This is a genomic window from Corynebacterium vitaeruminis DSM 20294, from assembly GCF_000550805.1.
GTDB lineage: Bacteria > Actinomycetota > Actinomycetes > Mycobacteriales > Mycobacteriaceae > Corynebacterium > Corynebacterium vitaeruminis.
Genome location: NZ_CP004353.1, coordinates 246,477 through 268,236, shown reverse-complemented (window position 1 = coordinate 268,236; position 21,760 = coordinate 246,477). Strand labels below are relative to the sequence as shown.

At 65.3% G+C, this 21,760-nt stretch carries 18 protein-coding genes, 2 tRNA genes and 1 other RNA gene; 9 read left to right on the top strand and 12 right to left on the bottom strand.

Annotated elements, in window-relative coordinates; genetic code table 11:
- Positions 1-13: 13 nt before the first annotated feature.
- The 4 genes from ffs to B843_RS01330 all read right to left on the bottom strand — a co-directional run bounded on the left by ffs (position 14) and on the right by B843_RS01330 (position 4,420).
- Positions 14-110: signal recognition particle sRNA small type (gene ffs, locus B843_RS13385), an RNA gene on the bottom strand.
- 69 nt (positions 111-179) lie between these two features.
- On the bottom strand, positions 180-1,043 hold the full coding sequence (locus B843_RS01340; protein WP_025251731.1) for a PRD domain-containing protein: 864 nt from the start codon (positions 1,041-1,043) through the stop codon (positions 180-182).
- 36 nt (positions 1,044-1,079) lie between these two features.
- Positions 1,080-2,483: a glycoside hydrolase family 1 protein gene (locus B843_RS01335; protein ID WP_025251730.1), complete on the bottom strand. Its 1,404-nt coding sequence runs from the start codon at positions 2,481-2,483 to the stop codon at positions 1,080-1,082.
- A gap of 14 nt (positions 2,484-2,497) precedes the next feature.
- On the bottom strand, positions 2,498-4,420 hold the full coding sequence (locus tag B843_RS01330; RefSeq protein ID WP_025251729.1) for a beta-glucoside-specific PTS transporter subunit IIABC: 1,923 nt from the start codon (positions 4,418-4,420) through the stop codon (positions 2,498-2,500).
- Between the two features lie 387 nt (positions 4,421-4,807).
- On the opposite strand from B843_RS01330, the gene B843_RS01325 reads away from it, so the two are divergent.
- The 6 genes from B843_RS01325 to B843_RS01300 all read left to right on the top strand — a co-directional run bounded on the left by B843_RS01325 (position 4,808) and on the right by B843_RS01300 (position 10,999).
- A tRNA-Ser gene (locus B843_RS01325) sits at positions 4,808-4,893 on the top strand.
- Positions 4,894-4,994: 101 nt separating this feature from the next.
- Positions 4,995-5,873 carry a hypothetical protein gene (locus B843_RS01320; RefSeq protein WP_155895068.1) on the top strand — a complete coding sequence of 293 codons (879 nt, stop codon included), beginning with the start codon at positions 4,995-4,997 and terminating at the stop codon, positions 5,871-5,873.
- 340 nt (positions 5,874-6,213) lie between these two features.
- Positions 6,214-7,350 carry a benzoate/H(+) symporter BenE family transporter gene (locus B843_RS01315; RefSeq protein WP_025251727.1) on the top strand — a complete coding sequence of 379 codons (1,137 nt, stop codon included), beginning with the start codon at positions 6,214-6,216 and terminating at the stop codon, positions 7,348-7,350.
- Between the two features lie 263 nt (positions 7,351-7,613).
- The gene (locus tag B843_RS01310; protein ID WP_025251726.1) at positions 7,614-8,222 is read left to right on the top strand and encodes a DUF4956 domain-containing protein; all 609 of its coding nucleotides are present in this window, start codon (positions 7,614-7,616) and stop codon (positions 8,220-8,222) included.
- A 10-nt stretch (positions 8,223-8,232) separates the two neighbouring features.
- Positions 8,233-9,033 (top strand): polyphosphate polymerase domain-containing protein, encoded by an 801-nt coding sequence (locus B843_RS01305; protein WP_025251725.1) that lies wholly within the window; start codon positions 8,233-8,235, stop codon positions 9,031-9,033.
- A gap of 82 nt (positions 9,034-9,115) precedes the next feature.
- A complete protein-coding gene (locus B843_RS01300; protein WP_025251724.1) occupies positions 9,116-10,999 on the top strand; it encodes a carbohydrate-binding domain-containing protein in 1,884 nt (627 codons plus the stop codon).
- A 70-nt stretch (positions 11,000-11,069) separates the two neighbouring features.
- Here the strand turns inward: B843_RS01300 and B843_RS13970 are convergent, their stop codons facing one another.
- The 4 genes from B843_RS13970 to gluQRS all read right to left on the bottom strand — a co-directional run bounded on the left by B843_RS13970 (position 11,070) and on the right by gluQRS (position 14,583).
- A complete protein-coding gene (locus B843_RS13970; RefSeq protein ID WP_025251723.1) occupies positions 11,070-11,873 on the bottom strand; it encodes a hypothetical protein in 804 nt (267 codons plus the stop codon).
- Positions 11,854-13,044 carry a type IV toxin-antitoxin system AbiEi family antitoxin gene (locus B843_RS01290; RefSeq protein WP_025251722.1) on the bottom strand — a complete coding sequence of 397 codons (1,191 nt, stop codon included), beginning with the start codon at positions 13,042-13,044 and terminating at the stop codon, positions 11,854-11,856. The genes B843_RS13970 and B843_RS01290 overlap by 20 nt, the downstream gene beginning before the upstream one ends.
- A 106-nt stretch (positions 13,045-13,150) precedes the next feature.
- Positions 13,151-13,699: an NUDIX hydrolase gene (locus tag B843_RS01285; protein WP_025251721.1), complete on the bottom strand. Its 549-nt coding sequence runs from the start codon at positions 13,697-13,699 to the stop codon at positions 13,151-13,153.
- On the bottom strand, positions 13,696-14,583 hold the full coding sequence (gluQRS, locus tag B843_RS01280) for a tRNA glutamyl-Q(34) synthetase GluQRS (RefSeq protein ID WP_025251720.1): 888 nt from the start codon (positions 14,581-14,583) through the stop codon (positions 13,696-13,698). The genes B843_RS01285 and gluQRS overlap by 4 nt, the downstream gene beginning before the upstream one ends.
- Before the next feature lie 23 nt (positions 14,584-14,606).
- Between gluQRS and B843_RS01275 the strand changes: the two genes are divergently transcribed.
- Positions 14,607-15,269, top strand: a complete 663-nt coding sequence (locus tag B843_RS01275) for a queuosine precursor transporter (protein WP_025251719.1) — start codon at positions 14,607-14,609, stop codon at positions 15,267-15,269.
- A gap of 117 nt (positions 15,270-15,386) precedes the next feature.
- Here the strand turns inward: B843_RS01275 and B843_RS01270 are convergent, their stop codons facing one another.
- Complete coding sequence (locus B843_RS01270; protein WP_025251718.1) at positions 15,387-16,835, bottom strand: MFS transporter; 1,449 nt, start codon at positions 16,833-16,835, stop codon at positions 15,387-15,389.
- 94 nt (positions 16,836-16,929) lie between these two features.
- Between B843_RS01270 and B843_RS01265 the strand changes: the two genes are divergently transcribed.
- Entirely contained in the window at positions 16,930-17,640 is a 711-nt protein-coding gene (locus B843_RS01265; RefSeq protein WP_025251717.1) for a TetR/AcrR family transcriptional regulator, read from the top strand.
- A gap of 30 nt (positions 17,641-17,670) precedes the next feature.
- Here the strand turns inward: B843_RS01265 and tgt are convergent, their stop codons facing one another.
- Positions 17,671-18,909 carry a tRNA guanosine(34) transglycosylase Tgt gene (tgt, locus tag B843_RS01260; protein ID WP_025251716.1) on the bottom strand — a complete coding sequence of 413 codons (1,239 nt, stop codon included), beginning with the start codon at positions 18,907-18,909 and terminating at the stop codon, positions 17,671-17,673.
- 102 nt (positions 18,910-19,011) lie between these two features.
- Positions 19,012-21,435 carry an MMPL family transporter gene (locus B843_RS01255; RefSeq protein ID WP_025251715.1) on the bottom strand — a complete coding sequence of 808 codons (2,424 nt, stop codon included), beginning with the start codon at positions 21,433-21,435 and terminating at the stop codon, positions 19,012-19,014.
- Here B843_RS01255 and B843_RS13695 point away from each other — a divergent pair.
- A complete protein-coding gene (locus B843_RS13695; RefSeq protein ID WP_155895067.1) occupies positions 21,434-21,574 on the top strand; it encodes a hypothetical protein in 141 nt (46 codons plus the stop codon). The two genes, B843_RS01255 and B843_RS13695, sit on opposite strands and share 2 nt — an antisense overlap.
- Before the next feature lie 50 nt (positions 21,575-21,624).
- Here the strand turns inward: B843_RS13695 and B843_RS01250 are convergent.
- A tRNA-Ser gene (locus B843_RS01250) sits at positions 21,625-21,715 on the bottom strand.
- Positions 21,716-21,760: the final 45 nt, after the last annotated feature.

Here is a 21,760-nt window from a genome sequence, read left to right as displayed (position 1 = left end):
AACACCTCAAAACGTTAAGGGGACTCCGCACACCCGCCAGAGCCCGCTGACCCTTGCTGCATTCCTGCCCTGGGGGAGTTCACGGGATAAACGCCATGCGAAGTCCTGCCATAAAGACTAACCCATGTTCGGGAAAACCCCAAAGGCTAAGGGCACGGCGCTCCCCTACTACTCGGCCCCTACCGTTCTACCTCGCTGGCCAGCCGCGCGACGTGCAGGGCGAGGTAGGCCACCTCGTCGTCGAGCAGCTCGGTCTCCAGCCGCAGCTCGAGCACGCTCTTGAGGCGGTGGGCACACATCACCGCCTCCGGGTGGGAGATCTCGAGGCTCGAGCGCAGCACCGACATGCCCTCGTCGAACTGCTTGTGCCGGTTCACTCGCACGAAGAAGTAGCGCATGTGGGTGATGAACCGGGCGGCGTTGACGGAGTGCCTGTCGATGGTGATGCCGAGGGCGGAGTCGATGACGTCGAAAAGCTGGCTGAACAGGCCCGTCATCTTGTAGGTCTCGGCGAGGTCCTCCGTGCGGAAACCGGCGTTGACCAGGTGCAACGCGATGGCGGTGGCCTCAGAGTCCGGCAGCGGCGGCGTGCCCCGCCTCACCAACCACGAGTTGGTCACGCCCAGCATCTCCGCGGCGATGCGGTACTCCTCTGGGTAGAGGTTGCGCACCTCGGCCTCGAGCGGGTTCGGCTGCGCGCTGAGCTCCGGGTCGATGCCGTTGCGTTTGACGGCGACCTGGAGGTGGTCGGCGAGCGCCACGACGGTCGCCGAGCCGAACTCCTCGTCGAAGGCGTCCTTGTGCTTGGCCAGCAGCGTTCCCACGAGCTCGAGGTAATCGGGGTCGATCGCGGCGAGCAGCTGGGCCATGTTGTCCACGTCGCGGCTGTTTTCGGGGACGAAGACCTGCGTCACCTTGGTTTCGTCGACAAGCTGCCCCGGCTTCATCTTGAAACCGACGCCCCAGCCGGTGAGCACGACCTCCGTCCCATCCGGACGGGTGGAAAGCACCACGTTGTTATTGAGGACGCGGAGGACCTTCACGAGGTGCTTCCTTTCTTCGCGGATGGGACAATTGGCTTAGCGCTTCAGCGAGGCGCCATTGGTGGCGATAATCTCCTTGTACCAGAAGAAGGAGTCCTTCCGGTAGCGCTCCAGCGAGCCGGTGCCGTCGGAGTTGAGATCGACGTAGATGAAACCGTAGCGCTTCTTGATCTCGGCCGTCGACGCGGAGACCAGGTCGATGCAGCCCCACGAGGTGTAGCCCATGATCGGGATGCCGTCCTTGATGGCCTCCTCGACCTGCACCAGGTGGTCGTTCATGTAGGCGATGCGGTAATCATCGTGAACGGTTCCATCGACAAGCTTGTCGACGGCACCAAGGCCGTTTTCCACAATGAACAGGGGCTTCTGCCACCGATCCCACATGGTGTTAAGCGCGTAGCGCAGGCCGATGGGATCGATGCCCCAGCCCCACTCAGACTGCTTGATCTCCGGGTTGACGACGCCGCCCATGATGTTCCCGTGGCCGGTTTCGGCGCTCGGGTTGGTGCTCTCGGCGACGGACATGTAGTAGGAGAAGGACACGAAGTCGACGGTGTTCTTCAGGTCCTCGAGGTCCTGGTCGGTGATCTCCAGCTCGACGCCGTGCTCGCGGAGCTCGCGCAGCAGCACGTTCGGGTACGCGCCGCGGACGTGGATGTCGCCGAAGAACGCGTCGAGCTGGGTCTCGCGCAGCGCCTTGAAGGCGTCCTCCGGCTTCGGGGTGAGCGGGTAGCGCGGGATGGCGATGACCATGCAGCCGATCTGGAAGTCCGGGTTGATGGCCTTGCCCTCCTTGGTCGCGCGCGCCGAGGCAACCATGATGTGGTGGATGGCCTGGTAGAGCTCCTGCTCAGTGATCTCCTCGCGGCTCTTCTCGATGGCACCGCCCAGGAACGGCTCGTGGAGGATGGAGTTGACCTCGTTGAAGGTGAGCCAGTACTTCACGCGATCCTTGTAGCGCTCGAAGACGGTGGTGGCGTAGCGGACGTAGAAGTCGACCAGCTTGCGGTTGGACCAGCCGCCGTAGCTGCGGGCCAGGTTGAGTGGGGTCTCGTAGTGGGACAGGGTGATGAGCGGCTCGATGCCGTACTTCTCCAGCTCGTCGAGCACACGGTCGTAGAAGGCTAGGCCCTCCTCGTTCGGCTCGGCGTCGTCGCCGTTGGGGAAGATGCGCGACCAGGCGATGGAGAAGCGGTAGACCTTGAAGCCCATCTCGGCGAAGAGTGCGATGTCCTCGGCGTAGCGGTGGTAGTAGTCGATCGCCTTGAGTTTGAGGTTGTCGGGCGTGGGTTCTGCGGTGGGCGGGGTCATGAGGCCGTTGGGCATGACGTCCTGGATGGACAGGCCCTTGCCGCCCTCGTTGTAGGCGCCCTCGAGTTGGTTGGCGGCGGTGGCGCCGCCCCAGAGGAACCCTTCAGGGAATGCTGTTTGCTGCGTCATTGGTGTGCTCCTTTTTACTTGGTGGTGGTGATGACGACGTCCTCGGTGACCTGCTGCCCCTCGTGGGCGGTGACGGTGACGTCGGTGAGCTTGGCGGTGTTGGTGACCACAAGGATGGTGGTGTCCTCGAACCCGGCTTTGGCGATGGCGTCGAGATCGGCCCCGACGAGCAGCTGTCCCTCCTCGACCCGGTCGCCGCGGGCGACCTTCACGTCGAATCCTTCGCCCTTCATCTTCACGGTGTCGAGGCCGACGTGGACGAGCAGCTCGACCCCGGAGTCGGTCTTGATGCCGAAGGCGTGTCCGGACTTCGGTGCGGCGATGACGGTGCCGGCGACGGGGGCGACGACCTGGCCATCGGAGGGCGTGATCGCCAGCCCCTTGCCCATCGCGCCGGAGGCGAACACCTTGTCGGAGACGTTCTCGAGGCCGACCACGGTCCCGCGGACGGCGGCGCGGATGTTCTCCTCGCCGGTCTGCGGGGTGAGCTCGGCGGCGGGATCGGCGGGTGCAGCCGCTTCACCAGCGTCGTCGCCATCCTCGGCGTCCAGCTTCGCCTCGGCGGAGGGGAGCAGGAACCAGGTGCCCACGAAGCCGCCGACGATGCCGACCGCGGTGCCGATGATGAACAGCGGGAAGTTACCGATTGCCGTCGCGGCCGGGAAGGCGAGCATGGACGGGAAGACGAAGGCGTTAAACGCGCTGCCACCTGCTGAGATGATCGCGCCACCCACGGCGCCGGCCACGCAGCCCACGTAGAACGGGGTCTTTAGAGGCAGGTTGATGCCGTAGATGGTCGGCTCGGTGACACCGGCGAGGAAGGCGGACAGGGTTGCGGGTCCTGCGACCTTGCGGCGGGAGGCATTCTTGGAACGGATCGCGACCGCGGCGACGGCACCGGCCTGGGCGAGGACGGCCGCCATGAGCGGGGCGGTGATGTAGGTGTACCCCTGGGTGGCCAGGTCGTTAAGCATGATCGGGACGAAGGACCAGTGCAGGCCGAAGATGACGAACACCTGCCAGAAGGCGCCCAACACCGCGCCAGCCAGCCACGGGGCGACCCCGAACAGCCAGTTCACTCCGCTCGAGAGGCCATTGGCGATGAAGTTCGTTGCGGGGCCGATGGTGAGCAGCACGAGCGGGACCATGATGGTCACGCACAGCAGCGGAACCATGAAGTTTCGGATCGACGACGGCAGCACCTTGCTCAGCCAGCGCTCGACGTAGCTGAGGACCCACACCGCGACGATGGCCGGGATGACCGAGGAAGCGTAGGAGATGAGCGACACCGGGATGCCGAGGAAGTGCACGGGCGCTCCGGAGTCCGTCAACGCCGTCAGCGACGGGTGCAGCAGCGGCGCCACGACGGCCATGGCGATGAAGATGTCGGTACGGAAGTAGCGCGCAGCGGTCACCGCGAGGAAGAAGGGCAGGAAGGTAAACAGTCCGTCGAAGGTGACGTTGAGGATGGTGTAGGTGGTGGTCTGGTCGGACATCCACCCCAGCGTGACGGCGCCGGAGAGGAACGCCTTTCCGAGCGCGATGCCAGCCAGACACCACAGGATCGGGCTGAAGATCGCCGAGATCATCGCGACGAAGCGGTTGAAGAGGTTACCGTCCTTCTCCCCCGGCTCGTCGTCGGCGGCCTCGCCGCCGTCATCCATGGATCCCTTGTGGGCCATGCCGGGCAGCGCCGCGACGGCCTCGTAGGCGAAAGGCACGTCGTTGCCGACGACGACCTGATGCTGGCCGCCAGCGGCAAGCGCGGTGATGACGCCGTCGACCTTCTCGGCCTTCTTCAGGTCCGCCTTGGAGGCGTCCTTGACCTTGAAGCGGAGTCGGGTCGCGCAGTGAGTGAACGAGGCGATGTTGTCCGCGCCGCCGAACGCGGCGACGACGTCCTCCGCCAGCGGGGCGTAGTTGGTTTTGGTAGCCATCGTGATGGCTCCTTCCGAGTTAGTGTGCCGTTGTAATTGAACAAACAAGGAGGTCAAGCCCTAGAAACACAAAAAGACCCGAGCCACGGGCCGACATCATCGGCTCGTTTCTCAGGTCTTGCCCCCGGTTCAAACGGGGTTACAATCCAGGGCCTACCTCGTGGGGTAAGCGCTTGACTCGACTATGCATCACCGCCCTATCGAAGTCAATAGTCAGTGTGGTACGTCACCGTTTGCACCCCGCGATGTGGCGGCGGTCATAGCTTTAGTCGTCGACAAGCAAAAGCCGCATGACGTGCAAAAACGCGCGCTCACGGCGTGATTTGCAGTTTTTTGTGGCGCTTGTGTATTGTGTTCCGAGTACGCAGGTGAACACCTGTGAACGCTGGAGGATTCGACTAGCGGCCTATGTCACACGCCTGGAACGCGTGCGGGTTTCACGACCCTCGTGGGTTCAAATCCCACATCCTCCGCAGTCCATCCCCTTGACTTTTCGCAGGTCAAGGGGATTTTTGCGTTTTCCGATTGCAGTTCGCTTTCCGACGCCTACGGCCAGCCACCTTAAGGGGTTAGAGTGGCAGTAAGAACCCGTCTCGGCCGCGAGGAGGTCACCATGCGCACACGAATCGCTCTCTTGGGGGTTGTTGCCGCCGCGGCACTGACCGCCGCGCCGCTCGCGCAGGCGGCGACCGTGAGCCTCGAGGATGACGGCACCGGCCAGCAGCAGTGCTACATCACCGCCGACCGATCCTCGTGGAACTCCTCCGGCCACGGTGACCGCGTGCGCGCGGCCCTGGTCAGCGACTTCCCGCAGGCTGCCCAGCAGTTCAACGAGCTGGCCAACGCCACGAAGGAAAGCCCGACCCAGCCGATCCCGGCGGAATCGCAGGCGGCCATCGACAAGGCCACCGCATCCGCTGGCTTCGACTCGGGCGAGGCGGAGACCATGCTGCGCGCGGCGATGTACGCGGGCATGACCGGCTTCTACGACAAGCCGTTGTCGATCACGAACGCGGACCTCATGAACCTCGACGCGAAGAAGCAGTCGGCAGCCTCCATCGCGGCCGAGTACGTGCACACCCAGGCGGCGCTCGCCTACTTCCAGGGGCTGCTCGAGGCGGACGGGTTCGACTACTTCGCCGCGGACTTCAACGCGGCCGTCGAGGACTGCGCGGACCTGTTGGGCGCGGGCGAGTCCTCGACCGCCGTGTCGACTCCCAGCAGCACGGCGACTCCGACCGCCTCGTCCGAGCCCGCCACGTCGCCGGCGTCTAGCCCCGCCCCAGTTCCCGCGGCACCCGCGCCCTCGTCGACACAGGCCGCGCCGGTCACGGCGGCGCCGAAGGTGGAAAATACGGTCAGCGCCGCGCAGCAGATCGGCTGGCTGGCCGCCGCGCTCATCGTCGCGATCCTCGCGACGCTCGGCGTGACGACGCTCGCCACCAAGCGCTAGCTTTCCGGCGTTAGGCCCGTGGCCTTGGCGTCGGAAAGCAAGGGCAAACCCTACTTCTTCCTGCGGGCCGCCGCAACGCCCGCGATGAGCGCTAGGGCGAGGAAAGAGATTCTTCGGGTGGTCACGCGGCCAAAAAGTGGCTGGTACGGTCACTGACGGCCACTAGGCGCCAGACTGTCTCCAGTCAGGTGCCCATGGGGCTGCTGAGAGCGTTCTGAAAAATCAAAGGACACTGACTTTCGTTTTCTCAACAATGAGTCCATTATGCCTTACCTCGTCACCTATTGCCCGATAGGTAACGTGATACCTTTCACTCAGGAAGAATCGAAAGGTAACAGCCATGACACGCGCAGCCGCCGCAGGACTCATCACCACGCTCGTGGGCTTTTGCTCCTCGTTCACGATCGTGCTCACCGGGCTCCAAGCGGTGGGCGCGACCCCCGGCCAGGCCGCCAGCGGGCTGACCCTCCTGTGCCTCGCGGTGGGGCTGAGCACGCTCGTCCTCGCGTGGCGCACCCGCATCCCCACCACCGCGGCGTGGTCCACACCCGGCGCGGCCCTGCTCGGCGGCGCGGGCGCGGCGACCGGCAGCTTCGGCGAGGCCGTGGGTGCCTTCCTCGTCTGCGCGGCGCTCATCGTCGCCTCGGGGCTGTGGCGGCCGCTGGCCGACCTCGTGGCGCGCATCCCCGCCCCCATCGCCCAGGCGATGCTCGCGGGCGTGCTGCTCCCCCTGTGCGCGCAGGTGGTCACGGGTCTCAAGGTGAACCCGTGGTCGGTCGCGCCGGTCGTCGTGGTGTGGGTCGTGGGTATGCGGTTCTTCCCGCAGTGGGCGGTGCCCGCGGCATTCGGGATTGCCGTCGCGGTCATCGGCGTGCAGGTTCACGGCATCGACGCCGCGCAGCTGCTGCCGCACCTCGAGCTGGTCGCCCCTCAGTTCAGCATGGCGGGGATCATCGGCGTGGCGCTGCCGCTGTTCATCGTCACGATGGCCTCGCAAAACCTGCCGGGCGTGGCGGTGCTCAAGGCCTACGGTTACGAGGCTAACTGGCGCGCATCGATGCTGGTCACGGGGTTGGGGTCGGCCCTCGCGGCCGCAGGCGGCGGCCTGTCGGTCAACCTCGCGGCGATCTCTGCGGCGCTGGCCGCGGCGCCCGAGACGGGAGTCTCCAAGGAGAAGCGCTACCAGGCAGCGCTGTTCTCCGGCGCGTCCTATGTGGTGCTCGCAGTGGCCTGCGCGGCGGTGGTCGCGGTGGCCACGGTCGCGCCCGCGGGCGTCATCGCGGCGGTCGCCGGCCTCGCGCTGCTGGGCACATTTGGCTCGTCCGTCGCGGGCGCGTGGAAGGACGAGTCCGCGCGCCTACCGGTCGTGGGCACCTTCGTCGTCGCCGCGTCCGGCGTCTCCTTTTTCGGCGTCAGCCAGGCCATGTGGGCGCTCGTCACGGGCCTTGTTCTCTTTGCGGTTTTGCGCAGGCGCTAGCGGTTTTCGCTTGCCGACGCCTACGGCGACGTATCCGATATTCATCGAAGGGACACCCAGTATTAACCTTTGAGCTGGGAATATGTCAGTTTTATTGAAAACTTGACTTCCGATTGCTTTTGTTCTGCGGCACTTCCGACGCATCTCGCGAGGATTTTTCAGGGCATCCACAGGATAGCTCGCGATAGTTAATTCCAACGCCGGTGGGAGACACCTCCTCCCCACCCTTTAACCGTCGCCCCTATCCCCTGAAAGGCCCCATAATGACCGCCACCGCCATCATGATCGCCATCGACTTTGTCGCGATGGGCATCTTGACCTTCGGCATCTACTTCCCCCGACACCATCGCTCCGACCTCATCGTCGCCTTTTGGGGAGTCAACATCGGCGTCCTCGCCGTCTCCCAGGTCCTCGCCAACACCCACGAGGGCGCGGAGCTCGGGCTCGGCCTCTTCGGTGTGCTGTCCATCATCCGCCTGCGTTCCTCGGAGATCAACCAGCGCGAGGTGTCTTATTACTTCACCTCCCTGGCCATGGGCCTCATCGCCGGCCTAGCCACCTCGGTCAACGTCTTTGGCATCGTCATGATCGTCCTGCCGCTGCTCGTCGTGTCCATCGCCGACACCGACGCCATCGCCCGCCGCGGGGTCGAGCACACCACCATCCAGCTCGACCGGGCCATCGCGGATCCGGACGAGCTGCACCGCGAGCTCGAGGATCTGACCGGCGCGCACGTCAAGTCGGTCAAGGTCAACAAGCTCGACCTAGTCAACGACCTCACGCTCGTCGAGGTCAGCCTCCACCGTGACCCCGACGCCCCTTCCATCCAGGAAAACCCGCAGCGCGAGTCCATCGACACCTTCAGCAGCTAGGAGATTCATCATGAGCACCACCGTCCGCACCCTTCCGCCCCGCCACCGCAACGCCATGGATTTTTACGCACAGCTCGAGCCGATCAGCCTCGATGACCTCGTCGCAAAGGCCGCCATGCTCACCCGCATCGACCGCAAGTACGTCCTGCACCGGCAGGATCTTGCACAGGCGCTTGGCGGTCTGGATCCGCACACCAAGGTGCTCAAGATCAACGGCAAGGCCCCACAGCCCTACCGCTCCATCTACTTCGACACCGACGACCACCGCAGCTTCTACCTGGCGGCCCACAAGCGCCGCCGCAAGTTCAAGGTGCGTACCCGCACCTACGTCGATTCCGACACCTCCTTCCTCGAGGTCAAGGCCAAGGGGCCGCGCGGGGTGACCGTGAAGGAGCGCATCCCCTACTCCCCGGAGCTGGCCAACAAGGGTGAACTCGACAACAGCATCCGCGACTGGCTGGAGCACAAGCTGGTCAAGGCCGGGCAGCCGGCGGGCATCAGCGAGCGGCTCGAGGCCTCCATGTGGGGCACTTACAACCGCACCACTTTGCTCATGGCCGATGGTTCCGGCCGCGCCACCGTGGACACCGAGCTCGACTGGGCCAGCCGCCAGGGCTACATCGAGCGGCCCGACATGGTCATCGTTGAGACCAAGTCCGGCGCGCAGGCGAGCCAGATCGACCGGCTCCTGTGGGCCTCCGGCCACCGGCCGGCGAAGATCTCCAAGTTCGGCACCGGCATGGCTGCCCTTGATCCTTCGCTCCCCCACAATCGCTGGAACCGCGTCCTCAACGAGTACTTCCACGACTAAACCTTTCCCACGTAGTACCCCACCGCGAAGCGGTGGGCGTCGATAAGCAAAAAACACAAACCCAAGGACCTCCCTAACTCCCATGAACCTGAAAAAGACCCTCTCCGCAGCGCTCCTCGCCACCACCTTGGCTCTCGGCGCCTGCTCCACTGGCACCGATTCCATCTCCTCGACTTCAACCTCGGTGAGCCAGTCGGCGTCGACCTCCGGCAGCTACGACACGACCAACCCGCCGACCGCCGAGCAGGCGCTCGCCGACAACTCCGACGCCTCGGCCTACACCGAGTGGAACGAGTCGGACGCCACCACCGTGACCGACAAGAACGTGGAGATCACCTCGGGCGGCGTGTACAAGCTCAGCGGCGACTACGATTCCGTGACGATCAACGCCGACGGCGCCCAGGTCGCGCTCATCCTCGACAACGCCACCATCAGCGGAACGATCACCGTCACCGCCGCCGACGACGTTGCCATCTCCACGACCGGCACCAACTCCACCGGCGCGATCACCGCCTCCTCCGACCTCACGCTCATGGGGTCCGGCACGCTCAACGTCACCTCCGACGCCGACGGCATCACCTCCTCTGACGACCTCGTCATCGAGTCCGGCACCATCAACGTCAAGGCCGCCGACGACGGCATCCAGGGCAACGACGCCCTCGTGATCAAGGACGGCACCGTCACGGTCGAGGCTGGCGGCGACGGCATCAAGTCCGACAAGGACGACGACGAGACCAAGGGCTACGTCGACATCTCCGGCGGCACTATCAAGGTCACCTCCACCGGCGACGCCGTTTACGGCTACACCGACGTCATCGTCACCGGCGGCAGCCTGGACCTCAACGCCGGCGGCGGCTCGGACGCCTCCAAGACGGAGACCTCCGCCAAGGGCATCAAGGCCGACACCTACGTCATCATCGAGGGCGGCACCATCAATATCTCCTCCGCCGACGACGCGATCCACTCCAAGGGCGCGGCCCGCCTGACCGGCGGCGACATCACCGCGGCCACCTCCGACGACGGCGTCCACGCCGAGGTCGCGCTCGTCCTCGACGGCGCCAACGTCAACGTGACCAAGTCCAACGAGGGCCTGGAGGGCGGCCTCATCACGATCTCCGATGGCCAGGTCGAGGTCACCTCCACCGACGACGGCGTCAACGGCTCCGGCTCCACCACCGTCGAGGACGGCCTCGCCGCCTCCTCGGAGGAGGCGACCGACGACACCACCAGCACCGATCCGGGCGCAGCCGGGCAGCAGGGCCAGCAGGATCAGCAGGGTATGACCCCGCCGACCGACATGCAGGCGCCCTCCGGCGACGGCTCCGGCATGACACCGCCCACCGACATGCAGATGCCTTCCGACGGCTCGCAGATGCCACAGGGCGGCCCCGGCGGCGGCATGGGCGGCGGCGACCAGTCCACCGGCGAGCAGGTCAACATCACCGGCGGCACGCTCACCGTCAACGCGGGCGGCGACGGCCTCGACTCCAACGGCGACCTGTCCATCAGCGGCGGCACCGTCACCGTCTGGGGCCCGACCAACGGCGGCAACGGCACCATCGACTACGCGGGCGACTACACCATCACCGGCGGTACGCTCATCGGCGTCGGCTCCAACGGCATGGCCGCGGACCCGACCAGCACCGACGGCCAGGGATGGATCTCCGCCGCCGCCTCCGGCAGCGCGGGCGACACCATCACCGTCAAGGACTCCTCCGGCAACACGATCGCCGAGTTCACGGCCACCAAGGACTTCGGGCTGGTTCAGTTCTCCTCCTCGAAGATCACCAACGGCGAGTCCTACACCGTGAGCGTCAACGGCACCGACACCTCCGTCACCGCCGGTGAGGCGACGCAGTCCACGATGGGCCCCGGCGGCATGGGCGGCGGAATGGGCATGCCCGGGCAGCAGGGAAGCACTTCTGGGACCAGTGACTCAGGCACCTCTGCCTCGACCGGAGCATAGCCCCTAGGCGAAGCATTTCGCTCGACTCAAGGACGACCCCGCGAAGCCGTTATCGGCTTTGCGGGGTCGCCTATTCTTCTAGCGCCCGCTCCATCCCCCGAATCAGCGCCTCAACCTGCAGCTGCCTCTCCGTAAATGGGATCGAGGTCCCTGAAAGAGCCCCCAGCTTGTCGGCGAATAGCCGCCTGCCCGCCTCGCGACCGTCCGCGAACCGCGACAGCAACGCTTTCGTTTCCTTCTCCCCTAGCAACTTCCCGACCTCGTAGCCTGCAAGGAGTGCAGCCATGGCGCTTTCGTCGCCAAGGTATTCATCCGGCTCTGCCATTGGGTACTTCTCCCACAGCCGGTCTCGTGATTCCTCGTACCACGTAAATATCAAGGCAATGTCATTGGCGTCCTTGTATATTCCACGTTCTTTCCTGTCTAACCAGGCGTGTAATTTTAGGGCGGCGAGTCCCGGGACCGTTGGCAGTAAGACGGTGGTCTCGTTGTCTAACCCGATCGGCTGGGCCGCCGCGAAAACTTCTTTCATACCGGACACGTTGAGGCGAAAGCCATCTTCGGACAAGACCTCACCCGGCGGATACTCGATCTCTCCGAAGGGGAGGATGTCTACAAGCAATCCCTCCACACTGATCGATTGCCATCCATGTCCCGGTGCAGGAAACGCCTCCTTCAGCCTCTCAAATTCCGCCCATGATTCGACGCCGAATGCGAGATCAATATCTCTCGTGGCTCGGGCGGCCGGTTCTCCCATGATGAGTTGCTGATGAATGTCTCGGCATCGGGCGCCGACCAATAGGAGCCTAGAGGAATCGACCACTTCGCAGAGTCGCTGCATCACGAAAACCAGGTCATGGTTTTCCGAATCCATGGGCCTCCCATCTCGCTGCCATGGCCTCTTCGACCCGCACTGAGACTTCGTGGAGCCGAGGATCCACGTTGTTTATCAGATCGGCGTAGATGACCGCCAGCGGTGCGACTTCCCACCGCGCCCAAGTCCCCCTCTGTCTAAAACTTGGAGACCCCTCCCGCGCCTCGAGCTGCCTAAGAACCGTACCCGCCCAGAATGCCTGGTTGATGGACACTCCCAAGGCCGTCCCGCCTGCGACGCGCCGCGACGAATTCTCCCCTGTGTTGAGTCGAACCCTTCCCTCTCGGACTAGGCGCCTGGCAGTTGTTTCATCTTCTACGTAGAAGATTCCCTCAAGTGTGCTGATGAGGTCGGAGACAGCAAGGTCTCCGCTCACCCACCCGAGCCGATCCCCCTCTGCAATCCGCGCTAGGTCGCCTACTCCGTCGAATCTGCTCAGCTGCCTACCCAGCCCCGACGGGTACTCCCTCGCCCACGCGGAGAGCATGAGCGTCGCCGAGCGGAAGCAGTAACGGTCCCCCATGGAAAAAAGATAGCCGGATTCCGCGAACAGTTTCAGGGCACCGGCGGCCGTACCAGTGGAAACATTCGCAGCCCATGCGATCTCGCGCACCGAGGAGCTTAGGAGCATTGGGTAGGAAAGCAGCATAGCCGCCACCTGCGCCCTTCGCGGGGTAAACAGAGCCGCCGCGCGCCGCTTGCTCCGCCGACTCGCCGAAGCTGCCTTCCCTTCCGAAGGCGCGGGGGCCGTCTTACCCCTGATGTCGATGAGACTCTCCGGCAGGCTGAGGAAGCAGTTACCCCGGTAATCTGCGAAGGCAACTCCCATCTCGCGTAGTCTTTCTGCCTCCCGCGGCCGAATCTGCGGGGCCAGCAGCATCCCGCGCTTCGCGTCGATCGGCGCCCGCGTGTCCTTCACTGATGGCGTGTTCAAACGGTAGTTTCCCAAGATCTGCATTAACTTTCTGATCGGCTCGAAAGACTCCACCTCGTAAACAACGAACGCGGCATCATTCAGGGGCCCCTCATGCACCACTTGCAACCGAGCAGGAGCCTCGGTGACTCCCTCGACCAGCTCATGCGGCCGAGAGGGGCCCGTTGAGTAAAGACGGATCGGGACGCTGGCGCGTTCCAATCTTTCGTTCCAATCTTGGAAGAGTTCTGCCGTCATGCGGCCAGAATATCACGATGTTCACCAAAAATGAACGTTCATTATTAGTGAACAGAGCACGTCAAAGCCACTAACCGCGTCGCTTCCGTTGTTTTCGGCGGAAGCGCTACCCGTAGGTCCCCAGATGCTCCTCCCCGCCGTCGAGGATCGATCGCTTGCCCGCCAGGTCGAAGGCCATGTGCAGCGCGGACTCACGGAAGGTGACGAACTCGCCCGCCGCGTGCAGCGCCATCACCTCCCGCTCGGTTGCCCACCGCACCTCGCTGACCTCGTCGTTCGGCACGCGGAAGCCGTCGTGGCCGCCCGTCCACGGGATGAGATAGAAGTCGTCGTAGCCGTAGGGGAAGCTAAAGCTCATCGCCGGTCGCAGCGCCGCCGGATCCAGGTCGATACCGAGCTCTTCTCTCGCCTCGCGCGCCGCCCCCTGCGCGCTGGTCTCGCCCGCGATGACGCTGCCGCCCACCGAGACGTCCCACTTTCCCGGCCAGGTCGCCTTGTCGTTTGCGCGGCGTTGCAGCAGCATGCGGCCGCCTTCGTCGATGAGGCACACGTGCACCACCTGCCGGAACTTGCCCTCCTCGAACAGGCTGCCGCGCTCCTTGCGCTCGCCGGTCGGCTGCCGGTTCGCGTCGATGACGTCGAAAAACTCGCTCACTTCCACACCCACGGCTTCCTGCTCAGCGCGGCCGGGTCGAAGCGCTCCAGCATCTCCCGCGCCGATCCCGCTTCCATTCCCAGCGAGGTTGCAAGCTGCTTGACGACGGCCAAAGGCTCGCCCATCTCCCGAAGGGTGACGGCCCCATCCCGCTTGGCCAACCTCCCACCCTGCTCGTTCAGAACCAGCGGGACGTGCACGAACTCCGGGGTGGAAACCCCCAGCAGGTGGGCAAGGTAGCCCTGGCGCGCGGCGGAGCTCAACAGGTCATCGCCGCGGACCACCTGGTCCACGCCTTGGAAGGCGTCGTCGACCACGACGGCGAGGTTGTAGGCCCAGTCGGGCTGCTGCCCGCCGCGGCGCAGGATCATGTCGTCGACCTCGCCAGCAACCTCGCCGGCGTAGAAGTCGTGGATGGTCCACTCTGTGACCTCGGCCTTGAGCCGCAGGGCGGGGACCCGGCCCTGGGCTGAGAGCTCCGCCCGTTTGGCCGCGCGCGTAGCGTCGGAAAGCTCACGGCACGTTCCGGGGTAGTGCCCGGGGATGACGTGCGGGGCGCTGGACGCCTCCTGGATGTCGCGGCGGGAGCAGTAGCACTCGTAGACCGGCAGCGTGGCAAGCGCCTCTTCGTAGGCGGCGAAGCGATCGTGCTGGTAGAGCACCTCCCCGTCCCAGTCGAGCCCGATCGCGGCGAGGTCCTCCAGCTGGCGGGCGGCGGACTCTTGCGAGGAGCGCTGCGTGTCGACGTCCTCGACCCGGATGTAAAATTCCCGCCCCGTCGAGCGCGCGAACAGCCACGCGAGCAGTGCCGTGCGCAGGTTGCCGAAGTGCAGGTCGCCGGAGGGGCTGGGGGCATAGCGGCCGGCGCCGCGTGGGGAACTCATGGCATCCATCGTAGGATTTACGGGTGACAAATACTCAACCGCGCTTTATCCGCGTCCAAGACAGCCTGTACCCGATCCTGCTCTCGCTCTTCGTGGCGGTGTTCATGATCTCGAATATCACCTCGACGAAGGGCGTGACGATCGGGCCGCTCGTCACCGACGGCGCCTTCTTCCTCTTCCCCGCCGCCTACGTCATCGGCGACGTCCTCGCCGAGTGCTACGGGTTCAAGGCGGCCCGGCGCGCCATCTGGGCGGGCTTTTTCACCACGATCATGGCCGTGGTCGCCTTCTACGTGGCAATCTGGCTGCCCGCCGCCGACTTCTACGAGAACCAGGACGCGTTCAGCGCCATCCTGGGACTCGTGCCGCGCATCGTTTTCGCCTCGCTGTGCGGCTACGCCGTGGGCCAGATGCTCAACGCGTGGACGCTGACGCTCATCAAGCGCCGCACCGGCGAGAAGTCGCTGTGGCAGCGGCTCATCGGCTCCACCATCGTCGGCGAGTTCGGCGACACCCTCATCTTCTGCCTCATCGCGGCCCCGGTCATCGGGATCACGACGGTCTCCGACACCGTCAACTACGTCGTGGTGGGGTTCATCTGGAAGACCCTGGTGGAGGTCATCGTCATGCCGATCACCTACACGGTCATCGCGTGGGTGAAAAAGCGCGAGAACTACTACGCCTAGCAGCCCCGATCGCAGACCCGACTTCAGTCACTAGACTTCACCCGATTTTGATACCCGTCAGGGGTATGTTTTGGGGCGAAGTCTAGTGAGTGAAGTCGGGCTTGCGCGTTGGCGGGGCTAGTGTTCCTCGGTGGCCGTGGAGTCGGTGAGCGTAGCCGCACCGTAGCCCACGACGAGCGCCACGATGACGGCGACCACGATGTAGACGACGCGCTCGCCGTGGAAGAAGCTGAGCTGGAGCGCGGCGGGCCAGGCGTCGGCGGGTAGGACCTTGGTGACCAGCACCGCGATGAGGGTGCCCTCGATGGCGGTGCCGAGGGAGGCGCCGACCTCCTGGACCACGTCGTTGAGCGCGGTGGCGAGCGTGGTTCGGTCCTCGGGCGCTGCCTCGATGAGCGCCACGGCGCAGACGGTCATGATGACGCGCAGCCCGGCGGTCATGACGACGATGCCGGGGATCATGGCGGCGAAGCCGTGGGGCACGCCCCAGCCGAGCAGGCCGAGGCCGACGGCGATGAGCGCACCGGAGATGAGGCAGGTGATGCGGTGACCGAAGCGGGCGGTGAGGTTCTCCGCGAGCGGGGTGGCCGCGAGCATCGTAAACAGGAAGGGCAGGTTGCCCAGTCCCGCCTTGAGCGGGGACCAGCCGAGGGCGAACTGCAGGTGCATCATGATGAGCAGCATCATCGCCATCTGGGCGATGGAGGCGCCAGCCTGGGCGAGAGCGGCGCCGCGGACCGTGCGGTGGGAAAGCAACGAGAGCTCAATCATGGGGTGGGAAGCGGTGCGTTCGCGCACGACGAAAGCGGCAATGGCGACCGCAGCGCCGATCGCGCAGGCCAGGGTGCGCACGCTGAGCCAGCCGAAGTCCGTGCCGCTGGTCAAGGTGTAGCAGCCCAGGCCGATCGCGGCGATGGTGAAGAAGACCGCGGGGAGGTCGATGGGGGCGTCGTGAAGCTCATCGGCAGTGTCGGCGCCGACGCCCCTCATCACGCCGAGGACGGCGAGCGCGGCGATAGGGGTGTTGACGAAAAGCAGCCAATGCCAGCTGACCTGCTCCAGCGCGAGGCCCGCTGCCAGCGGGCCGATGGCCATGGAGCTCATGCCGATGACGACCATCAGGTTGATCGCGCGCATGCGCACGGCAGTGTCCTGGAAGAGCCGGAACACGAGGCTCATGGTCACGGGCGCCATGCCCGCGGCGGCGACGCCGAGCAGCGCGCGCATTGCGATGAGCTCGCCCGGCGTGTGAACAAACCACACGAGCGCCGAGACGGCACCGAAGCCACCGAGCGCCCACACGAGCGTGCGGCGGCGGCCGAAGCGATCGGCGATGGAGCCCGCCGTCAGCAGCAGAGAGCCGAAGACCAGCGAATAGGCGCCGGTGACCCACTGCAGCTGAGCGGTGGAAGCGCCCAGGTCACGGGTGATGGACGGCAGCGCGATAACCATGATCGTGTTGTCAACCATCTCGACGAAGAACGCGAGGCAGAGCGCCGCGAGCGGAACCCAGGCCCCGCGCAGCGTCTCCTTCGCCGCGGGAGCGGCGGTGAGGGTGGAAGTCATGGCATCTCCTTAATTTCGAACCATGTTCTATCGAACTGCGTTCGAGAATAGAACTGCGTTCGGAAATAGTCAAGCCTTGTGGCACAATGGGGCCATGAGCACCGAGAACACCCGCCGACGAGGCCGCCGCCCCACGCTTTCCCTCGACACCGTCGTATCCAATGCGGTGGCGCTTCTCGACGAATCCGGGGTCGCCGCGCTCACCCTGCGTGCGCTCGCCTCCCGCCTCGACACGGGCGTGGGCAGCCTGTATCACTACGTGGCCAGCAAGGAAGACCTCATCAACCTAGCCACCAACGAGGTCATGGGCGAGGCGATCGCCACCCTCGATCTACCCGACGACCCCATCGACGCGCTCCGCGAGCTGTCCATGGCCTTCTTCACAGCCATGCAGCGCCACTTCTGGCTGGGTCCTTACCTCATGCGGGACACGACGATGCAGCCGAACTCGATGAAGCTCTTCGAGCTCTTCGGCCAGCAGCTCCTCCCCCTCGACCTCACCCCGAGGCAGCGCTTCAACGCCGTGACCTCGCTCATCAACTTCGTCACCGGCTTCGGCGCGGAGATGAGCGAGCAGCATTCGGCCGCCCCGGTGGCCAACAACGACGCCTCGAAGCAGGAGGATCTGGGCACCGTCGCGGACCGGTGGCGCGCCTTCGACGAGGAGGAATTCCCCTTTCTTCACTCCATCGTCGACGAGTTCGAGCACCACGACGACGCCCTGCAGTTCCAGGAGGGCGTCGACCTGTTCCTTAGCGGAATCGCAACTCTTGCCGGGATCCCCTTTGCTCCCGGCAGGCCCTAGGGATGCCCGCCGTAGGCGTCGATAAGCAAGCTAGGCGTAGTACCTGCCCAGGAACTCCTGCTTGAACTCCCAGTAGGTGCCGTCGTTGATGGCGGCGCGGATGTTGTCGACGAGCTGGATCATGAACGTGAGGTTGTGCATCGTGCACAGCGACTGCCCCAGGTACTCCTTCGCCTTGAACAGGTGGTGGATGTACGCGCGGGTGTAGTGCTCGTTGACGTAGCCGCCGACCTCCGCGTCGATCGGGGTGAAGTCGCGCTTGAAGCGCGCGGCCGGGAGGTTCATGCGGCCGTCGAGGGTGTACACGCCGCCGCGGCGGCCCAGGCGGGTCGGCGCCACGCAGTCGAAGGTGTCCGCGCCCGCCTCGATCGCGGTGAACAGGTCGTCCGGCTCGGAGATGCCCAGCAGGTGGCGGGGCTTGTCGGCGGGGATCTCGTCGCAGACCCAGCCCACGATCGTGCCTAGGTTCTCCTTCTCTAGGGCGCCGCCGATGCCGAATCCGCCGAAGCCGCGGCGACCCGCGTCCTCGGCCTCCTTGGACAGGTCCAGCAGCCCGCGGATGGCCTGGCGGCGCAGGTCCTCGTACTGCGCCCCCTGCACCACGCCCCACAGCGACTGCAGCGGCTTGCCCGGGCGCTCGTTGGTGAGGCGCTCGTGCTCGTCGAGGCAGCGCTTGGCCCAGCGATGGGTGCGCGCGACCGACTGCTCTTGGTAGAGGCGGGTGTCCACGAGCGTGGTCAACTCGTCGAAGGCGAAGATGATGTCCGCGCCGAGCTGGTGCTGGATCTGCATGCTCACCTCGGGTGTGAAGCGGTGCTTGGAGCCGTCGATGACCGAGCGGAAGTCCACGCCGTCCTCGTCGACCTGCGCGAAGCGGTCCTTCTTCTGCGCGCGGATGTCGCTGTCCTGGAGCCCCTTCGTGTCCATGGCCAGCACCTTCTTGAACCCCACGCCGAGGCTCATAACCTGGAATCCGCCGGAGTCGGTGTAGGTGGGGCCGTCCCAGTGCTCGAAGGCGGCGACGCCGCCAGCCTCATCGACGATGTCCGGACCCGGCTGCAGGTAGAGGTGGTAGGCGTTGGACAGCACCGCCTGGGCGCCGGTGTCCTTGACCTGCTCCGGGGTGAGCGTCTTCACCGTGGCCTTGGTTCCCACCGGGATGAACGCCGGGGTCTGGATGTCGCCGTGCGGGGTGTGGATGGTGCCCGTGCGGCCGTGCTGACCCGGGCCGTCGTGCAGCTGGGTGCCAAGGGTGAAGGTTGTATCCATGGTTGACCATCCTACAGTCCGCACGGAAACCGCCCGCGCGGATGCTCGGCGAAGGAGCGGTCCCGTGCGGGCGCGTTGGGCTACCGGTAGTCCAGGTGAGGCCTATCGGGCGTCGACCGGCGACGGCAGCGCGTCACGGTGCTCCGCCTCCCATGCCTCCTCGAGGGCCTTGCCCTCGATGTCGAGGCTCGGCAGGATCTTGTCCAGCCAGCGCGGCATCCACCACGTCGAGCGGCCGAGGATGAACATCGCTGCGGGGACGAAGGCCATGCGGATGAAGAAGGCGTCGAAGAGCACGCCCGCGCCGAGGGCGAAGCCGAAGATGCGGATGAACGGCAGCGGCTGGCTGATGAAGGCGATGAACACCGAGATCATGATGAGGGCCGCGGCCGTGACCACGCGGGCGCCGTTGGTGAAGCCCGCGATGACGGACTCCTCGACGGCGTTGTACTTGGACCCCTCGGTGGCCTTGCCGCCCGAGTGGGTAAACCGCTCGCGCATCGCGGAGACCAAGAACACCTGGTAGTCCATGGCCAGCCCGAAGCACACGCCGATCAAGAAGATCGGCATGAAGGCGATGATCGGCCCCGGAGTGGGCACCAAGCCCCACAGGCCCTCCTGCCAGAACAGCACCGTCACGCCGAAGGCCGCGCCCACGGACAGCAGGAAGCCCACGCCCGCGACCAGCGGGATCATCACCGAGCGGAAGATGATCATGAGCAGGATGATCGCGAGTCCCACCACGATGGCGAGGTAGACGCCCATCACGCCGGAGAGGCGGTTGGTGATGTCCTGCTGGATCGGGACGAGGCCGGTGATGCCGGAGGAGATGCCGGTGGCGTCGTCGACCTCGGTCTGCTGGATGCGCAGCGAGGTGATGAGGTCGTTGGTCGCCTCGTTCTCCGGCGAGGATTCCGGGGTGAGCAGCATCTGGACCGCGTAGCCGTCGTCGGACTGCCCAATCATCTGGATGTGCTTGACGTCGACGTTGGTCGAGTATTTCTGCAGCACGTAGAGGAAGGAGGCCTGGGCCGCCGCCTTCTTCTGATCAAACTCGGTGCCATTGGCCTCGGCCGTGGTCTTCTGCGCCGCTACCAGCGCGGACAGCGCGGGCGCGTCCGGGTTGACGTCGTGGGCGTCGACCACCACGAGGAACGGTGAGTTGATGCCCTCGCCGAAGCCCTCGGCCATGATGTCGGCCTGCTTACGCTGGGTGGTGGTGTAGTCGGACTGGGTATCGCTCGGCAGCGAGAGGTGCAGCTGCGAGGCCGGGATCGTGAGCGCGCCGAGGGCGAAGACGACGATCGCGATGACGAGGCCGGGGGCCTTGTGGACGAACTTGACCCACTTCTCGCCCATGGTGCTCCGCCCCGGGCGGTGCGCCTGGCGGCGCTCGAGGAACGGGATCTTTCCCTTGAACGCCCGGTCGCCGGCCACGCCCAGGATGGCGGGCAGCAGGGTCAGCGCGACGAGCACGGACATGAGCACGGTGAACGCCGCGGACAGGCCCATGTAGGTGAGGAAGGTGATGTTCGCGACCGCCAGCGCCACCAGCGCGATGATGACGGTGAGGCCGGCGAAGACCACCGCGGATCCGGCGGTGCCCACCGCCATGCCGACGGCCTCCTCCTTGTCCATTCTGGTGAGCTCGCGCCGGTATCTGAAGATGATGAACAGCGAGTAGTCGATGCCCACGGCGAGGCCGATCATGACGGCCAACGCGGGGGTGACGTTGTTGAGGGTGACCCACGCCGTGGCCAGCGTGGTGCCCAGCGAGCCGATGCCCACGCCAACGATCGCGGCGATGAGCGGCATGCCGGCCGCGTACAGGGAGCCGAAGGTGAAGATGAGGATGATCGCCGCGATGGCCACGCCGACGATCTCGGAGCCTTCCTCGATGACGATCGGGTCGCCGAAGCCCGCGCCGCCGGCCTCCACCTCGATGCCCTTCTCGCGGCCGGCGTCCATCGCGTTGTTGATCGCCGCGCGCTGCTCGTCGGTGACGTCCGCGGCAAGCGGGACGTCCATGTCGAAGGTGGTGTACGCGATCGTCCTGTCGTCGGAGACGAGGCTTAAGTTCTTGGCGTCGCTCTCGGCCATGTCCTCGGGCAGTCCACCCGCTACCGACTGCTCCTTGACCATCTCCTCGAGCTGCGGGTTGAGCGTGATCGGGTTGCCGTAGCGGGTGGTGTTGGTGATGGCGTCCAGGTTCTCGTTGAGCGAGTCGATGACCGCCTGGATGGCCTCGGTGTTCTTCTCGCTGTCGAGGGTCTCCCCCTCCGGCGCCTTGAACACGATGTTGACGCCCGTGCCCTGCAGCGGGTTCTTCTCTTCAGGGAAGTTCTGCATGTAGAGGTCGGTCGCCTTCTGGGACGGGGTGTCCTTGAGGCTGAACACGTCGCTGTACCCCTGCTGGAAGGCGAGCGCGCACGCGCCGATGGCCACGAGGATGATGGCCCACGCCGTGATGACTACCCATTTCGCCCTAAAGGACCACTTACCAATGCGGTACAACAGTTTGGCCATGGCGGAAGCAGTGCTCCTTTTACAGACTTCGGCGGCATTTCTCGAACCTTTAGCCTACCTGCCCGCCACAGAAATCCCGAAGCCTGCCCAAAGCCTGTGCGAAGGCTGGAAGAAGCAAGAAAGAAGGAAAAACACATAAAACCGGTGGCCACCCGCCCCTGAATAGGAGAGGTAGCCACCGGTTTTCGCTGGCGGTGGCGGCGGGATTTGAACCCGCGGTTGGGGATTACCCAACACTCGCTTTCGAGGCGAGCACCTTCGGCCGCTCGGACACGCCACCGCGAACCAGAGTATCGAACGAGGGGCCCGAGAACCAAATCACCAG

What these genes read in the sequence shown, in the direction of transcription:
- B843_RS01305 (WP_025251725.1), top strand. Translation starts at nt 8,233, where the DNA reads ATGAGCACCACCGTCCGCACCCTTCCGCCCCGCCACCGCAACGCCATG.
- B843_RS01335 (WP_025251730.1), bottom strand. Translation starts at nt 2,483, where the DNA reads ATGACGCAGCAAACAGCATTCCCTGAAGGGTTCCTCTGGGGCGGCGCC.
- B843_RS01290 (WP_025251722.1), bottom strand. Translation starts at nt 13,044, where the DNA reads ATGACGGCAGAACTCTTCCAAGATTGGAACGAAAGATTGGAACGCGCC.
- B843_RS01330 (WP_025251729.1), bottom strand. Translation starts at nt 4,420, where the DNA reads ATGGCTACCAAAACCAACTACGCCCCGCTGGCGGAGGACGTCGTCGCC.
- B843_RS01265 (WP_025251717.1), top strand. Translation starts at nt 16,930, where the DNA reads ATGAGCACCGAGAACACCCGCCGACGAGGCCGCCGCCCCACGCTTTCC.
- tgt (WP_025251716.1), bottom strand. Translation starts at nt 18,909, where the DNA reads ATGGATACAACCTTCACCCTTGGCACCCAGCTGCACGACGGCCCGGGT.
- B843_RS13970 (WP_025251723.1), bottom strand. Translation starts at nt 11,873, where the DNA reads ATGGATTCGGAAAACCATGACCTGGTTTTCGTGATGCAGCGACTCTGC.
- B843_RS01255 (WP_025251715.1), bottom strand. Translation starts at nt 21,435, where the DNA reads ATGGCCAAACTGTTGTACCGCATTGGTAAGTGGTCCTTTAGGGCGAAA.
- B843_RS01270 (WP_025251718.1), bottom strand. Translation starts at nt 16,835, where the DNA reads ATGACTTCCACCCTCACCGCCGCTCCCGCGGCGAAGGAGACGCTGCGC.
- B843_RS01315 (WP_025251727.1), top strand. Translation starts at nt 6,214, where the DNA reads ATGACACGCGCAGCCGCCGCAGGACTCATCACCACGCTCGTGGGCTTT.
- B843_RS01300 (WP_025251724.1), top strand. Translation starts at nt 9,116, where the DNA reads ATGAACCTGAAAAAGACCCTCTCCGCAGCGCTCCTCGCCACCACCTTG.
- gluQRS (WP_025251720.1), bottom strand. Translation starts at nt 14,583, where the DNA reads ATGAGTTCCCCACGCGGCGCCGGCCGCTATGCCCCCAGCCCCTCCGGC.
- B843_RS13695 (WP_155895067.1), top strand. Translation starts at nt 21,434, where the DNA reads ATGGCGGAAGCAGTGCTCCTTTTACAGACTTCGGCGGCATTTCTCGAA.
- B843_RS01310 (WP_025251726.1), top strand. Translation starts at nt 7,614, where the DNA reads ATGACCGCCACCGCCATCATGATCGCCATCGACTTTGTCGCGATGGGC.